This is a genomic window from Blastococcus sp. CT_GayMR19 (assembly GCF_004570385.1).
In the GTDB taxonomy this organism is placed as follows: Bacteria; Actinomycetota; Actinomycetes; order Mycobacteriales; family Geodermatophilaceae; genus Blastococcus_B.
This window is the reverse complement of sequence record NZ_SPQL01000002.1, coordinates 108,189-123,061: the sequence shown is the minus strand read 5'-3', so window position 1 is coordinate 123,061 and position 14,873 is coordinate 108,189. Positions and strand designations below refer to the sequence as shown.

The following is a 14,873-nucleotide window of genomic DNA, read 5'->3' as shown; positions in this document are numbered from 1 at the left end:
TGCGGTGCGTGCGCGCTGAGGACTGGGACGAGCGGTACGTCGGGGACCGGCAGTGGTCGGCGGAGCCCAACCGGCTGATCGCCGCGCTCCTGGCGGATCTGCCGCCCGGCGACGCGGTGGACCTGGCCGCGGGGGAGGGGCGGCATGCCCTGTGGCTCGCCGGCCTCGGCTGGCGGGTCACGGCGGTCGACTTCTCCGGCGCGGGCCTGGCCCGTGGGCAGGAGCAGCCCGGCGCCGACGCGGTGGAGTGGGTCCGGGCCGACGTCCTCGGCTGGGCCGCACTCCCGGCCAGCCTGGACCTCGTCCTCGTCGCCTACCTCCACGTGCCGCAGGAGGACACCCGGGAACTGCTCCGCCGCGCCGTCGGCTGGCTGCGCCCCGGCGGTCGGCTGCTGGTCCTCGGCCACGACGTCGAGAACGTCCAGTCCGGCGTGGGCGGACCGCAGGACCCGGCGATCCTGCACAGCGTCGAGCGGCTCGCGCCGGTGGCTGCGCTGCTGGACGTCGACCGCCTCGCGCAGGTGCCTCGGGAGACTCCAGCGGGAACGGCCCTGGACACGCTGCTGTGGGGCCGTCGGCCGGCCTCAGGTGTCGGTCCCCGGCGGTAGCGTTCGCCGGGTGATGGGAATGGGTGGAGTGGACGGGCCGGCGGCCGCGCGCCGTCGGCGGCTGATCGCGAGCGTGCTGGTGCTGGCGCTGATCCTCGGCGCGGGTGCCGTCGTCCTCTCCCTGTTCTGAGGAGGCGTGCGGTGAGCGAGTCGAACGAGATCGACGCCTGGTGCGGTCAGGCGGGCGCCCGCGAGGAGGAGCTGCGCCGGACCGATGAGCTGGTCATGGCGGCCGCGCCGGGGATCGACCGGCAGCTCGTACCGATGGGCTCGGGCGCGATGCTCGGCTACGGCCTGATGCCCTACAAGCCGAAGTCCGCCAAAGAGACCACGATGTGGCCGCTGATTGCCCTGGCGGCACAGAAGCGGCACCTCTCGCTGTACGTGTGCGCGGTGGTGGACGGGGAGTACCTGGCCGAGTCGCGGGCCGAACGCCTCGGCACGGTGTCCTGCGGCAAGAGCTGCATCCGCTTCACGTCCCTCGACAGGGTCGACCCCGACGAGCTCAGTGCCCTGGTGCGCGACGCCGTCGCCGTCACGGCGGCGGGGGACAACGGCTACTCAGCGGCCTGATCGGCTGCCGCAAGGGGCCTTGGTCCCTGGCAGTTCTGCGCCGGACGCGTGACGGTATGCGAGCACGGAGCGAGGGGCCGCCGTCCGGCGGCCGCGCGGGGGAACGTCATCAGCGCCGTCGCGGCGGCGCGCGTAGGAGGACCTTCATGGTGTTGGCCGCCCTTCCCACGGTGTCCGACCTGTCCGTCCGTTCCGCGCTGACGCGGCTCTCCGCCGAATTCCCCGAACTGGGACACCGCTCGATCGTCCTGGTGGTCCGCACCTGCCGCGAGGAGCTCAGGGGCTCACCGAACGACGCGCTGCCGGAGCTCGTCGAGCGCCTCGCCCGCCAGCGCCTCCGCGCCCCGGCCGTCTGACCGCACGAAAGCTGCTTGCCTCCGCCCGGGAGGATGTCCGGGTGGGCTACATCGACGTGACCGGAGTGCGGCACACCCTCCCGGACGGGCGGGTGCTGCTGGCCGACGTCTCGTTCCGGATCGGTGACGGCGCCCGCGCGGCCCTGGTCGGTGAGAACGGCGCCGGCAAGACCACGCTCCTGCGGATCATCGCCGCCGACCTGGTGCCCGAGGCCGGCTCGGTCGCCCGCACCGGCGGCCTCGGCGTCATGCGTCAGTTCATCGGCTCGGTCCGCGACGACACCACGGTCCAGCGCCTGCTCGTCGACCTCTCGCCGCCCGCCGTCCGCGAGGCCTGGGACGCCCTGGAGGCCGCCGAGCTCGCGCTCATGGAGACCGACGACGAGCGCGGGCAGATGACGTACGCCCATGCGCTCTCGCACTGGGGCGACGTCGGCGGCTACGACGCGGAGGTCACCTGGGACACGGTGACCGTGGCCGCGCTCGGCGTCCCCTACGACCGGTGCAAGTACCGGGAGCTGTCCACGCTGTCGGGCGGGGAGCAGAAACGCCTGGCGCTCGAGGCGCTGCTGCGCGGCCCCGACCAGGTGCTGCTGCTCGACGAGCCGGACAACTACCTCGACGTCCCCGGCAAGCGCTGGCTCGAGGAGCGGCTGCTGGAGACGCGCAAGACGGTGCTGTTCGTCAGCCACGACCGGGAACTGCTCGCCCGCGTCGCCGACCGCGTGGTCACCGTCGAGGGCGGGACGGCGTGGGTGCACGGCGGCGGCTTCGTCAGCTACCACGAGGCACGGACGGCGCGGCACGAGCGGCTGGCCGAGCTCCGCCGCCGCTGGGACGAGGAGCACCAGCGGCTGGTCGACCTCGTGCGCACCCTCCAGCAGCAGGCGGCGAACTCGCCGGACATGGCCAACCGCTACCACGCGATGCAGACCCGGCTGGCCAAGTTCGAGGCGGCCGGGCCGCCGCCGGAGCGGCCGCCGGAGCAGAAGGTCGCGATGCGGCTGCGCGGGGGCCGCACCGGTGTGCGCGCGGTCATGGCCGAGCAGCTCGAGCTGTCGGGGCTGATGAAGCCGTTCGACGCCGAGATCTGGTACGGCGACCGGGTCGGCGTGCTGGGCGCGAACGGCGCGGGCAAGTCGCACTTCCTGCGGCTGCTCGCCGGCCAGGAGGTCGCGCACACGGGGGAGTGGCGCCTCGGCGCCCGTGTCGTCCCCGGGTTCTTCGCCCAGACCCACGCCCATCCCGAGTGGCAGGACCGGACCCTCGTCGACCTGCTCTGGCACGGCGAACCCGGCCGTCCGGGCGTCGACCGCGGCCGGGCGATGGCCGCCCTGCGCCGCTACGGGCTGGCCGACTCCGGCGACCAGATGTTCCGCACGCTGTCGGGCGGGCAGCAGGCGCGCTTCCAGATCCTGCTGCTGGAGCTGTCCGGCGCGACCCTGCTGCTGCTCGACGAGCCGACGGACAACCTCGACGTCCTGTCGGCCGAGGCTCTCGAGGAGGCGCTGACGGCCTTCGAGGGGACGGTCATGGCGGTCACCCACGACCGCTGGTTCGCGCGCTCCTTCGACCGCTTCCTCGTCTTCGGCGCCGACGGGCGCGTGTACGAGTCGGCCGAGCCGGTGTTCGACGAGACCCGGGTCGCCCGCGCTCGCTGAGGCCGCGGCCCGGTTGATCATCGGATACGTGGACGCCGCCCCGGCGCGTCCGACCGTGTCGCGTGCACGCAGACGATGACCAACTGGCCGCGGCGCTCCGTCAGGGCTGGAGCAGCACCTTGACGGTGCCCTCCTTCTTCTCGCGGAAGTTCATGTAGGCCTCCGGCGCCTCCTCCAGCGGAACCCGGTGGGTGGCGAAGTCGTCGACACCGAGCGGGTCACCCTCGAGCAGCAGCGGCAGGATGTCGGGCACCCAGCGCCAGACGTTGGCCTGCCCCATCCGCAGCTGGATCTGCTTGTCGAACATCCGCATCAGGGGCATGGGGTCGGTCGCGCCGCCGTAGACACCCGACAGCGAGATCGTGCCGCCCCGCCGGACCGCCTCGATCGCGGTGTTGAGGGCCGCCAGCCGGTCGACGCCGGCCACCTGCATGACCTTCTCCATGATCGCGTCCGGCACGACGGCCGTGGCCTTCTGCGCGAACGAGGCGAGCGGCGAGCCGTGCGCCTCCATGCCGACGGCGTCGATGACGGCGTCCGGTCCCCGCCCGCCGGTGGCGTCCCGGACCGCCGAGACGACGTCGTCCTGCTTCGTCGAGTCGATCACCGTGACTCCCCGCGCGCGGGCGCGCGCGAGGCGCTCGGGGACGACGTCCGCGCCGAAGACCTGCTCCACACCCAGGTGCTGGGCGATCCGGGCGGCCATGTCACCGATGGGGCCCAGCCCCAGGACCAGGACGCTCTTCGCCTGCGGGACACCGGCGTACTGCACCGCCTGCCACGCGGTGGGCAGCACGTCGGACAGGTAGACGAACCGGTCGTCCGGAAGCCCGTCGGGCACCTTGATCGGCAGGGTGTTGCCGAACGGCACGCGCAGGTACTCGGCCTGCCCGCCCGGCACCTGCCCGTAGAGCTTGGTGTAGCCGAACAGCGAGGCACCGAAGCCCTGCTCCCGGTTCTGGGTGGTCTCGCACTGGGACTGCAGGCCCTGGGAACACATCCAGCAGGTCCCGCACGAGATGTTGAAGGGGACGACCACCCGGTCCCCGGCCTTCACCGCGGTGACGTCGGAGCCGACCTCCCGGACGATCCCCATCGGCTCGTGACCCATCACGTCGCCCACCGACATGAACGGTGCCATGACCTCGATGAGGTGGAGGTCCGAGCCGCAGATGCCGCTCGACGTCACCTCGATGACGACGTCGGTCGGCTCCTGCAGAACCGGGTCGGGGACGGTGTCCACCCGTACGTCCGCTCGCCCGTGCCAGGTGACTGCGCGCATCTCGACAACTCCCTCGATCGGACTGGAATTCGGCCCCGCCAGGGCCCTTCTGCCCAGCCGTGACCTGGATCGCAAGACTTTCAACGCAGCCCGGCGAGCCCGTCACTCTGCGTATGACAGGGACTACCCAATGCAGAACGACATCCATGGGTCTTGGTGACCCAGGACACAGAACTGCAGGTCAGTACCCCGTTCGACAGATCACGAATCGGTCACGGCATGTTTACATAGGTCCCGTTCCTCTCCCCGGGAGCGCTTCTGCAATGCCCCCCAACGGAAGTCAGGTGCATGAGTTCGCTCCACCAGGACCGCCTTCACCTCGAGGGCTCGGGACCCGCCACCGGGGCCCGCACGACCCTCCCGACCGCTCGCGGAACGTCTCGCCGAGCCGCCGGTTCGACCGAGGAGAAGGCCACCAGCAAGGTTCCGACGCAGCGCCAGGGGACGGCGCAGGGCACCGGGACCATCCAGATCACCACTGACGCTCCGGCCGCCCCGCGTGCGAGGCGCGCGACGGGCGCCAGGGCAGCGGCTCTCAGCGGCACCCTCGCCTCCCGCGCCAAGGCCGCCACGGTCAAGGCCGCGACGGCCAAGGCGGCGACGGCGAAGGCCGCGACCGTCAAGGTGGCCACGGCCAAGGCGGCGACGGCGAAGGCCGCGACGGCCAAGGCCGCGACCGCCGCTCGGGCCGCGGCCGTCACGACCGTCGCCAACCACACCCCCGGGGTGCGCAGTGCCCGGGCGGCGGCCGCCGCGTCCGCGAAGGGTGCCGCGACCCGCAAGCCCGCCACGGCGAAGACCGCACCGAAGCCGGCCGCCGGCGTTCCGGCCGACGCGACGACCCCTGCCGCCAAGGCCGCTCCGGCCGCGAAGCCGGCGCCTGCCGCGAGGGCCACCACCAAGACGGCCCCGGTCACGAGCGCCCCGGCCAGGACGGCCGCGACCACCCCCGTCGTCGTGCCTGCCGCTGCGAAGGCCCTTTCGGCCGAGCCTGCTGCGAAGTCCGCTCCGGTGGCGAAGGCGGTCGTCGCGACGGCTCCGGCCGCGAAGGCTCCGGCCGCGAAGGCTGCAGCCGCGAAGGCCACTGTCGCCACGGCTCCGGTCACCGAGACGTCCGCTGCGAAGGCTCCGGTCGCGAAGGCCGCCGTCGCCAAGGCGTCCGTGACGAAGGCTCCGGCCGTCACGGCCCCCGCCGTCACGGCCCCCGCCGCCACGGCCCTGGATGCCACCTCGTCGCGGGCCACGTCGACGTCGGCCGGCGAGGTCGCCCCCGGAACGGCCCGCGTGCGTCCCACTCCGCACAAGCGTGTCGCTGCCCCCGGGAGCGCCCTGTCCGGGCTGGTTCCGCTCACCGACGTCGCCGCCCTCGGGACCCCCGAGGCCGCGGAGGTCGTCGTCGTCCGCAAGGACCTCCCGGCCGCCCCCGAGCAGACGCCCGGAGGCACGGAGAGCCGGCTGCCGGTCTTCCTGCGTCGCCGGGAGCGGCCGGCCCGCCGTCGCCCCGCCGTGTACGTGACGGCCGCGATCGTGGCCGCGGTCAGCCTCGGCACCTTCTCCGCCGAGGAGCCCACGGCGCAGGCGACCGCGACCGCGACCATGAGCCAGCCCGTGAGCGTCGCGGAGCAGCTCGGCATCGCCGCCGACCCGACCGCTGCCGTCGTCGACGCCGACGTCACGGAGCGCCTGGGCGAACTCGCCGCCAGCCGCAACATCCGGGACGCCGAGCAGGCCGCCGCCGCGCAGGTGCAGGCCGAGGCCGACCGTGTCGCCGCCGCAGCGGCCGCCGAGGCGGCCCGGCCCAAGGCCGTCCTGCCCGTGAACGGCGCCCGTCTGACGAGCGGCTTCGGTGCCCGCTGGGGCACCCTGCACGCCGGCATCGACCTGGCCGCTCCGATGCACACCCCCGAGTACGCCGCGATGGACGGGGTCGTCCTCGAGGCGGGCCCGGCCAGCGGCTACGGGCTGGTCGTCTACATCCAGCACGAGAACGGCGACGTGACCGTCTACGGCCACATGGACGAGATCCTGGTCCAGGCCGGCCAGGTCGTCCGGGCCGGAGACACCATCGCCCTGCTCGGCAACCGCGGTCAGTCGACGGGTCCGCACCTGCACTTCGAGGTGCATGTCGGCGGTATCGACGGTCAGAAGATCGACCCGCTGCCGTGGCTGCGCGACAAGGGCGTCGCTGTCTGAGTTCCCCGTCCGTCCTCGACGCCCCCTGCCGGAAGTTCGCGGCAGGGGGCGTCGGCGTCTGCGGCACACTGCCGAGAAGGACAGCGACGGGCAGGGGAGGAGGGGACGCATGGGGCACGGGCACGTGCACGGCCCGGCGACCGCCGCGGGCGGGCAGCGCCGCCGCCTCGCCCTCGTCCTCGGCCTCACCCTGGCCGTGCTGGTCGCGGAGGTCGTCGGCGCGGCCCTGACCGGCTCGCTGGCCCTGCTGGCCGACGCCGGGCACATGGCCACCGACGCGGCCGGCATCGCCCTGGCCCTCGGCGCGGTGGGTCTGGCCCAGCGCCCTCCGGGGGGACGGCGGACCTTCGGCTGGCAGCGGCTGGAGATCCTGGCCGCGGTGGCCAACGGGCTCCTGCTGATCGCGGTGGCCGTCTTCGTGCTCGTGCAGGCCGTCCGGCGGATCGGGAACCCGCCGGAGGTCGACTCCGGCCCGATGCTCGTCATCGCCGGCGTCGGCCTGGCCGTGAACCTCGTGGCCCTGGCGGTCCTGCACCAGGGTCGGACGACGTCGCTCAACGTCCGAGGGGCCTATCTGGAGGTCCTGGCGGACGCCCTGGGCTCCGTGGCGGTCGTCGTCGCCGCCCTCGTCATCGCGGCCACCGGCTGGACGCCCGCCGACACCGTCGCCTCCTTGCTGATCGGGTGCCTCGTGGTGCCCCGGGCGTGGCACCTCCTCCGGGAGGCGCTCGACGTGCTCCTGGAGGCCGCCCCGCGCGGGGTGGACATGGCCCAGGTCCGGTCGCACATCCTCGGCGTCGACGGCGTCGTCGGGGTGCACGACCTGCACGCCTGGACGATCACCTCCGGCCTGCCGGTCCTGTCGGCGCACGTCGTCGTCACCGACGAGGCGCTCGACGCCGGGCACGGCGGCCGGGTGCTCGACGCGCTCTGCGAGTGCCTGGGGAGCCACTTCGACGTGGCGCACTGCACCTTCCAGCTCGAGTCGGGAGCGCACGCCGGGCACGAGTCCCCCGTCCACGACTGAGTGGGACAGTGAAGGGGCTGGGACAGGGAGCGGAACTGGAGGCGTCGGTGGAGCACGGGCACCACTCGGGCATGTGGGTGCCCGGTGCGCCCCCGACCTGGGGCCGGATGTTCCTGCCGCACCTCGAGCCGTGGTCGGTCCTGGCGGTGCTCAGCGTCGTGGGCGTGCTGGTCTACCTGGCCGCCGTCGTCCGCCTGCGCCGGTCCGGTGCCTCGTGGCCCTGGTGGCGGACGGTGGCCTGGATCGCCGGTTCGGCGTCCCTGTTCGCCGTCACCGGCACCTGGCTGAACGGCTACAGCATGGTGCTGTTCAGCGTGCACATGGCCCAGCACATGGTCCTCTCGCTGATCACGCCGCTGCTGCTGCTCCTCGCCGCGCCCGTCACCCTCGCCCTGCGCACCCTCCCGCGCGGCCGGGGCCCGGCCGGCGCCCCCCGCGCCCTGCTGCTGGAGGCCCTGCACAGCCGGTTCGCGCGATTCGTGACCCACCCGCTGTTCACGGTGCCGTTGTTCATCGCCAGCCTGTACGGCGTCTACTTCACGCCCCTGTTCGACGCCCTCATGGGCAGCCCCCTCGGGCACCAGTTCATGCTCGCCCACTTCGTCGTCACCGGGCTGCTCTTCTTCGGCCCGATCCTGGGCCAGGACCCGTGGCCGCGGACGCTGAGCCACCCCGGCCGCATGCTTGAGCTGTTCCTGCCCGTGCCGTTCCACGCGTTCTTCGGCGTCGCGATCATGATGTCCGCCTCCCTGGTGGTGCGGACCTTCACCGATCCGCCCGCCGGGTGGGGCGTCGACCCGCTGCGAGACCAGGGCGTCGCCGGCGGCATCGTCTGGGCGTTCGGCGAGCTGCCGACCGTTCTCGTGCTCGCCGTCGTCTTCTTCTCGTGGGCCGGCTCCGAGGAGCGCCGCGGCCGGACGCTCGACCGGGCCGCCGACCGCGACGGCGACGCCGAGCTGCAGGCCTACAACGCACGTCTCCGCGACATGGCGGCACGGACGCAGCACTGAAGGCTCGTGCTGGGGGCGGCGTCGGTCACGGGACGTCCTCACGGTGCGGTACTGGCGGGGGCCGGTGGTCGGGCCCGGCTCGCAAGCTGACCGCCTGGGAGCATGGCGTCGTGCCTGTTTCGCTGGTGTTCACCGCGGACACGCACGTTCCCAGGCGCGCACGTGACCTACCTCATGTGCTGTGGGGCGCGATCGATGCCGCGGACGTCGTGGTGCACGCCGGTGACTGGGTGCACATCGCACTGCTCGACCAGTTCGAGGCGCGGTCGCGACGGCTGCTGGCGGTCCGCGGGAACAACGACCACGGCCCGTTCCGCGAGCGGCTGCCGGAGGTCGCCACCGCCGAGATCGAGGGCCTCCGGTTCGCCGTCGTCCACGAGACGGGGGACGCCAAGGGGCGCGAGCTGCGGTGCGCCGCCCGGTTCCCGGACGCCGACGTCCTCGTCTTCGGGCACAGCCACATCCCCTGGGACACCACGGCGTCGACGGGCCTCCGGTTGCTCAACCCCGGCTCGCCGACCGACCGGCGCCGTCAGCCGCACGGCACGTTCGTCACGGCGGTCGCCTCGGACGGCGAGCTGCGGGACGTCGTCTTCCACGCCGTGCCGCCCCGCGCGTGACCGCCCCCTTCCCGGACGCCGTCCTCGACCTCCTCGCCTGTCCGGTCTGCGCGGGGTCGCTTCGACTCGCGCCGGACTCCTCGGCACTGCGGTGCGACGCCGGGCACTCCTTCGACCGGGCACGGCAGGGCTACGTCCCCCTGCTGCCCCCGGGACACCGGGCGCCCTCGGGCGACTCGGCGGAGATGGTCGCCGACCGGGTCGCCTTCCTCGAGGCCGGCCACTACGCGGGCCTCACGCAGGCCCTGGCGGACGCGGTGGTGGCCGACGGACCGCCGGACAGCCTGCTGGACCTCGGTGGCGGCACCGGGCACCACCTCGCCGGCGTGCTGGACCGCCTCCCGAGCGCGGTGGGCGTCGTCCTGGACTCCTCGCGCTACGCGGCGCGCCGGGCCGCCCGGGTACATCCCCGCGCGGCCGCCGTCGTCGCCGACAGCTGGGCCCGCCTGCCGGTCCGGGACGGCGTCCTCGACCGCGTGCTCGTGGTGTTCGCCCCGCGCAACGGACCGGAGATCGCCCGGGTCCTGCGGTCCGGCGGCCGGCTGGTGGTGGTGAGCCCGGCGGCCGACCACCTGGGGGAGATCGTGGGGCCGCTCGGCCTGCTCCGCGTCGACCCGGACAAGGCCGCCCGGCTGGCCACGTCCCTCGAACCGCACCTGCAGCCGGTGCGGACGACGTCCTTCCGCGCCGAGCTGGCTCTCGACCGCGTCGACGTGGCGACGCTCGTCGGCATGGGCCCGCACGCACGGCACATCGGCCGGCAGGCGCTCGCGGACGCCCTCGGCCGCCTGGCGGAGCCGGTGCGGACGACCGTGGCCGTCGACGTCACCACCTACCGCCCCGCCGGCTGAGATCCGGCCCGTCGACCCGGCTCGGCCCGGTCCCGCGCAGGGCGGCCACCCCGGCGAGCTCGCCGGCGAGCGCCCTCGCCATGGGGCATCGCTGAGGGTCGGGGGGCGTTGCCGGTCGGCGGCTCCGGCGCGCCTCCCCTGTCGACCTGAGGACCCCGGCGGCCACCGTCTAAGCTGCGGCCGTGACGATTGCTCCGGCACCCATCGTGAGCCGGCCCAGCCCGGCCCATGCGCCCGTCAAGGGCTCGCGGCTGTCCAACCTCCTGCGCACGACCGACCACAAGACCATCGGTCTGATGTACCTGGTCACGTCGTTCGGCTTCTTCATCGCGGGCGGCCTGATGGCCATGCTCATGCGTGGAGAACTGGCGCGGCCCGGGCTGCAGTTCCTGTCGCCGGAGCAGTACAACCAGCTGTTCACGATGCACGGCACGGTGATGCTGCTGCTGTTCGCGACGCCGCTGTTCTTCGCGTTCGCGAACCTGATCATGCCGCTGCAGATCGGTGCTCCCGACGTCGCCTTCCCGCGGCTGAACGCCTTCTCGTTCTGGCTGTTCCTCTTCGGTGGTCTCATCGCGATGTCGGGCTTCCTGACGCCGGGCGGCGCGGCCGACTTCGGCTGGACCGCCTACACGCCGCTGTCCAACGGCGTGAACACGCCGGGTGCGGGCGGGAACCTGTGGATCGCCGGACTGGCGGTCGGCGGTCTGGGCACGATCCTGGGTGGCGTCAACTTCATCGCCACGATCGTCTGCCTGCGGGCGCCCGGGATGACGCTGTTCCGGATGCCGATCTTCGTCTGGAACGCCCTCGTCACGAGCGTGCTGATCCTGCTGGCGTTCCCCATCCTCACCGCGGCGCTGATGGCGCTGCTGGCGGACCGGAACCTCGGTTCCCTCATCTACTCGGACGAGAACGGTGGGGCCATGCTGTGGCAGCACCTGTTCTGGTTCTTCGGTCACCCCGAGGTCTACATCATCGCGCTGCCGTTCTTCGGCATCATCACGGAGATCATCCCGGTCTTCAGCCGCAAGCCGCTGTTCGGCTACAAGGGCATGGTCTTCGCGACGCTGGCCATCGGTGCTCTCTCGCTGGCCGTGTGGGCGCACCACATGTTCGCCACCGGCGCGGTGCTGCTCCCCTTCTTCGCCTTCCTGACCTACCTCATCGCTGTACCGACCGGGATCAAGTTCTTCAACTGGATCGGCAGCATGTGGCGCGGCCAGATGACCTTCGAGACGCCGATGCTGTGGTCCATCGGCTTCCTGATCACGTTCCTCCTGGGCGGTCTCACCGGCGTGCTGCTGGCCAGCCCGCCCCTGGACTTCCACGTCTCCGACTCGTACTTCGTCGTCGCCCACTTCCACTACGTCGTCTTCGGCACGGTCGTGTTCGCCGCCTACGCCGGGATCTACTTCTGGTTCCCGAAGATGTGCGGCCGGATGATGGACGAGAAGATCGGCAAGCTGCACTTCTGGATGACGTTCATCGGCTTCCACGGCACGTTCCTCGTCCAGCACTGGCTGGGCAACGAGGGCATGCCCCGCCGCTACGTCGACTACCGGGCCACCGACATGTTCACCACCCTGAACACGATCTCCACGATCTTCGCGTTCATCCTCGGTGCCTCGACCATCCCGTTCCTCTACAACGTGGTGAAGTCGTGGAAGTACGGGCAACTCGCACTGCGCGACGACCCCTGGGGCCACGGCAACTCGCTGGAGTGGGCGACGTCCTCGCCGCCGCCCCGGCACAACTTCGTGGAGATCCCGCGCATCCGGTCGGAGCGCCCCGCGTTCGAGGCCCACTACCCGCACCTGCTCCAGCGCCTGCAGGACGAGGCGCATGCCGGCAAGCGGCACGCGCCGTACGCCAGCGAGCTGGGCGGGACCGCCGGCGCTCGGCAGGGTCCGAACGACCCCGACCCGACCTGATCGCGTGCCCTGATCGCACCGCACGACCCCTCGGACGCCCCGCCCGCCCCCCGGCCGGCGGGGCGTCCGTCGTTCCCAAGGCGCGGCGGACGTCGAGATCCGCCTGACGGCGGACACCGACGGGGACGGGAAGCGGCGGGATCCGGATCTCGGTGTCCGGGGGACCGGGACCGGCTCCCGGGCAGGGGACGCCGGTGCGGCACGATGGCGGCGTGCCGCTGGACCCGACTCCCCGCCCGCAGCCGGTTCCGACGCCGCAGTCCCCCCGTGGCCTGCTGACCGTCACGGGCGCCGACCGGCCGGGGGTGACGGCGCGGCTGTTCTCGGCCCTCGCGGAGACCCCGGGGCCGCGGGTGGAGGTCATCGACGTCGAGCAGGTGGTCGTCCACGGCCACCTGGTGCTCGGTGTCGTCGTCGGTGCGCTGCCCGTGGAGGGGGGCGTCGCGGACGAGCCGACGCTGCTGGCGCACCTGTCGCGGGTGGCCGCCGGGGTGACGGCAGCGGTGGGGGTGCGGGTCGACGTGGAGTCGGCCACGGACCCCGGGCCGGCGCCCGCCGACGGCCGGCCGCACCACGTCATCGTGCTGGGCCGGCCGGTTCCGCCCGACGCCGTGGCCGGCGCCGCGCGGGCGATCGCGGGCATCGGCGGCAACATCGACGCGATCCGGCGGCTCTCGGACTACCCGGTCACCAGCTTCGAGCTCACCGTCTCCGGCGCGGAGGCGACGGCGCTGCGCACCGCCCTGGCCGCGGTGGCCGCGGCCACCGGCGCCGACATCGCCGTCGAGCAGGTGGGCCTGGCCCGCCGGAGCAAGCGGCTGATCGTGCTGGACGTCGACTCCACGCTCGTCCGCGGTGAGGTCATCGACGAGCTGGCGGCCCGGGCCGGCCGGGCCGCCGAGGTCGCGCGGATCACCGCCGCGGCCATGAACGGCGAGCTCGACTTCGCCGAGTCGCTGCGCGCGCGGGTCGCCGTCCTGGCGGGGTTGCCCGCGGAGGTGCTGGACGAGGTGCGCGAGGCGCTGGTGCTCACCCCCGGCGCGCGCACGCTGATCCGGACCCTGCAACGGCTCGGCTTCCGCTGCGGCATCGTCAGCGGCGGATTCACCCAGATCGTCGATCCGCTGGCCGAGACCCTCGGGCTCGACTTCGCCGCCGCGAACACCCTGGAGGTCGTCGACGGGAAGCTGACCGGCGGGCTGGTGGGGGAGATCGTCGACCGGCCGGGCAAGGCGCGGGCCCTCGAGCGCTTCGCCGCGGAGTACGGCATCCCGATGGAGCAGACCGTCGCGGTCGGCGACGGCGCCAACGACCTCGACATGCTCAACGCGGCCGGACTCGGGATCGCCTTCAACGCCAAGCCGTTCGTGCGGGAGCAGGCACACACCGCGCTCAACCAGCCCTATCTGGACGCGGTGCTGCAGGTGCTCGGCTTCACCCGCGACGAGGTCCTCGACGCCGTCCCCTGATTGCGTGTCGCGGCCGGCGGGTCCACCTCGAGGGACGAGGCGTGTCACCGAGCCGGGACCTCGCCGGTGCACGCGGTGATGCCTCGCGACGGCCGGCGGCCCGAACGCGCTGGGGGATTGTGGAACAGAGCGGGTGCCTGCCAGCATGCGCGCGCCATGCTCAGCGCCGCTGAGGGAGATGACCGCATGACGCGAACACGCCTGGCGGCTGTGTGGTGTGCACTGGCCCTGCTTCCGTTGGCCGGGTGCGGGGGCGACCCGAGCCCCGCCGCCGGCGGCAGTCAGAGTGGGGCAGAAGCCTTGCCCACGTCGGACGACGTGGGTGCCCCCCCGCCTGTGGAGCCGTGCAGCCTGCTCGGCGACGAGGAGATGGCCGGGATCCTGTCCGAGCAGCTCCCCGCCGACGAGGGCGCGGTCACCGTGACTTCCGAGAGCTCGTCCCTGGGCGGCGGCGGCACCTGCACCTACTCGTGGACCCGGGACACGTGGGGCGAAGGCTCGGGCAAGGAGTTCACGATCACGCTGATGTCGCCGACCGACCTGACCTATTCCGCCGCCATCGGTGAACGCACTCCGATCGAGGGTGTCGGGGACGAGGCATTCGTGACCTCGGAGAACTACTTCGCGCGGGTCGGCGACGTGGTCGTCCATCTCGTGAACCTCCAGGAGACTCCCGAGGCGTCGGTCGCGGTGCTCACTGCGGCCGCCGGGAAGCTCTAGGTCCGGCCGACCTCGCCCTCGAGCTCGACCCCGGCAGTCCGGAGCTGGTCCAGCGCCGCCTCGGTGCTGGCCTCGGCGACGCCCGCGGTGAGGTGCAGCAGCACGCGGGTCGCGAACCCCTGGCCGACGGCGTCGAGCGCCGTCGCACGCACGCAGTGGTCGGTCGCGATGCCCACCACGTCGACCGCGTCGACGCCGCGCTCCCGCAACCAGTCGGCCAGCGGGACGCCATCGGCGCTGCCCTCGAACCCGGAGTAGGCCGCGGCGTGCTCCCCCTTGTCGAAGACCGCCTCGAGCGGGCCGCGGTCCAGCGCCTCGTGCAGCTCCACGCCGCCGGTGCCCACGACGCAGTGCGCGGGCCAGGTGTCGAGGAAGTCCGGCTCCGCGGCGAAGTGCCCGCCGGGGTCGACGTGGTGGTCCCGGGTGGCGACGACGTGCGCGTACTCCTCGCCCGCCGTCCGGATGTGGGTGCTGATCGCGCCCGCGACGGCGGCGCCGCCGGTCACGGCCAGGCTGCCGCCCTCGCAGAAGTCGTTCTGGACATCCACGACGAGCAGGGCGCGGGTCAT

Annotated in this window: 14 protein-coding genes; 12 read left to right on the top strand and 2 right to left on the bottom strand. The window is 73.1% G+C overall.

What is annotated here, in order from left to right:
* The first annotated feature begins 8 nt into the window (after nucleotides 1–8).
* The 4 genes from E4P39_RS03215 to E4P39_RS03200 all read left to right on the top strand — a co-directional run bounded on the left by E4P39_RS03215 (nucleotide 9) and on the right by E4P39_RS03200 (nucleotide 3,198).
* Nucleotides 9–608, top strand: a complete 600-nt coding sequence (locus tag E4P39_RS03215) for a class I SAM-dependent methyltransferase (RefSeq protein WP_209306317.1) — start codon at nucleotides 9–11, stop codon at nucleotides 606–608.
* A gap of 141 nt (nucleotides 609–749) precedes the next feature.
* Entirely contained in the window at nucleotides 750–1,181 is a 432-nt protein-coding gene (locus E4P39_RS03210; RefSeq protein WP_135134953.1) for a DUF1801 domain-containing protein, read from the top strand.
* 146 nt (nucleotides 1,182–1,327) lie between these two features.
* Nucleotides 1,328–1,537 (top strand): hypothetical protein, encoded by a 210-nt coding sequence (locus E4P39_RS03205; protein ID WP_135134952.1) that lies wholly within the window; start codon nucleotides 1,328–1,330, stop codon nucleotides 1,535–1,537.
* A 41-nt stretch (nucleotides 1,538–1,578) separates the two neighbouring features.
* Nucleotides 1,579–3,198 carry an ABC-F family ATP-binding cassette domain-containing protein gene (locus E4P39_RS03200; protein ID WP_135134951.1) on the top strand — a complete coding sequence of 540 codons (1,620 nt, stop codon included), beginning with the start codon at nucleotides 1,579–1,581 and terminating at the stop codon, nucleotides 3,196–3,198.
* Nucleotides 3,199–3,298: 100 nt separating this feature from the next.
* On the opposite strand, the gene E4P39_RS03195 is transcribed toward E4P39_RS03200, so the two are convergent.
* Entirely contained in the window at nucleotides 3,299–4,480 is a 1,182-nt protein-coding gene (locus E4P39_RS03195) for a zinc-dependent alcohol dehydrogenase (protein ID WP_135134950.1), read from the bottom strand.
* A gap of 288 nt (nucleotides 4,481–4,768) precedes the next feature.
* Between E4P39_RS03195 and E4P39_RS22550 the strand changes: the two genes are divergently transcribed.
* The 8 genes from E4P39_RS22550 to E4P39_RS03155 all read left to right on the top strand — a co-directional run bounded on the left by E4P39_RS22550 (nucleotide 4,769) and on the right by E4P39_RS03155 (nucleotide 14,304).
* Nucleotides 4,769–6,673, top strand: a complete 1,905-nt coding sequence (locus E4P39_RS22550; protein WP_209306316.1) for a M23 family metallopeptidase — start codon at nucleotides 4,769–4,771, stop codon at nucleotides 6,671–6,673.
* Nucleotides 6,674–6,782: 109 nt separating this feature from the next.
* Nucleotides 6,783–7,700 carry a cation diffusion facilitator family transporter gene (locus tag E4P39_RS03185; RefSeq protein ID WP_135134949.1) on the top strand — a complete coding sequence of 306 codons (918 nt, stop codon included), beginning with the start codon at nucleotides 6,783–6,785 and terminating at the stop codon, nucleotides 7,698–7,700.
* 8 nt (nucleotides 7,701–7,708) lie between these two features.
* Nucleotides 7,709–8,710, top strand: coding sequence for a cytochrome c oxidase assembly protein (locus tag E4P39_RS03180; protein ID WP_245159603.1), 1,002 nt, complete (start codon nucleotides 7,709–7,711; stop codon nucleotides 8,708–8,710).
* A gap of 110 nt (nucleotides 8,711–8,820) precedes the next feature.
* Nucleotides 8,821–9,330, top strand: a complete 510-nt coding sequence (locus E4P39_RS03175) for a YfcE family phosphodiesterase (RefSeq protein WP_135134948.1) — start codon at nucleotides 8,821–8,823, stop codon at nucleotides 9,328–9,330.
* Entirely contained in the window at nucleotides 9,327–10,181 is an 855-nt protein-coding gene (locus E4P39_RS03170; RefSeq protein ID WP_135134947.1) for a putative RNA methyltransferase, read from the top strand. Before E4P39_RS03175 ends, E4P39_RS03170 begins: the two co-directional genes overlap by 4 nt.
* Before the next feature lie 182 nt (nucleotides 10,182–10,363).
* Nucleotides 10,364–12,115, top strand: a complete 1,752-nt coding sequence (gene ctaD, locus E4P39_RS03165) for a cytochrome c oxidase subunit I (protein WP_135134946.1) — start codon at nucleotides 10,364–10,366, stop codon at nucleotides 12,113–12,115.
* A gap of 212 nt (nucleotides 12,116–12,327) precedes the next feature.
* Nucleotides 12,328–13,584 carry a phosphoserine phosphatase SerB gene (gene serB / locus E4P39_RS03160; RefSeq protein WP_135134945.1) on the top strand — a complete coding sequence of 419 codons (1,257 nt, stop codon included), beginning with the start codon at nucleotides 12,328–12,330 and terminating at the stop codon, nucleotides 13,582–13,584.
* A 336-nt stretch (nucleotides 13,585–13,920) separates the two neighbouring features.
* On the top strand, nucleotides 13,921–14,304 hold the full coding sequence (locus E4P39_RS03155) for a hypothetical protein (RefSeq protein WP_135134944.1): 384 nt from the start codon (nucleotides 13,921–13,923) through the stop codon (nucleotides 14,302–14,304).
* On the opposite strand, the gene E4P39_RS03150 is transcribed toward E4P39_RS03155, so the two are convergent.
* Complete coding sequence (locus E4P39_RS03150; RefSeq protein ID WP_167761543.1) at nucleotides 14,301–14,873, bottom strand: isochorismatase family protein; 573 nt, start codon at nucleotides 14,871–14,873, stop codon at nucleotides 14,301–14,303. The genes E4P39_RS03155 and E4P39_RS03150 overlap by 4 nt on opposite strands.

Bases quoted from the DNA above. Each gene is read 5' to 3' on its own strand.
- E4P39_RS03205 (WP_135134952.1), top strand. From the start codon at position 1,328: ATGGTGTTGGCCGCCCTTCCCACGGTGTCCGACCTGTCCGTCCGTTCC.
- E4P39_RS03195 (WP_135134950.1), bottom strand. From the start codon at position 4,480: ATGCGCGCAGTCACCTGGCACGGGCGAGCGGACGTACGGGTGGACACC.
- E4P39_RS22550 (WP_209306316.1), top strand. From the start codon at position 4,769: ATGAGTTCGCTCCACCAGGACCGCCTTCACCTCGAGGGCTCGGGACCC.
- E4P39_RS03185 (WP_135134949.1), top strand. From the start codon at position 6,783: ATGGGGCACGGGCACGTGCACGGCCCGGCGACCGCCGCGGGCGGGCAG.
- E4P39_RS03150 (WP_167761543.1), bottom strand. From the start codon at position 14,873: ATGACCCGCGCCCTGCTCGTCGTGGATGTCCAGAACGACTTCTGCGAG.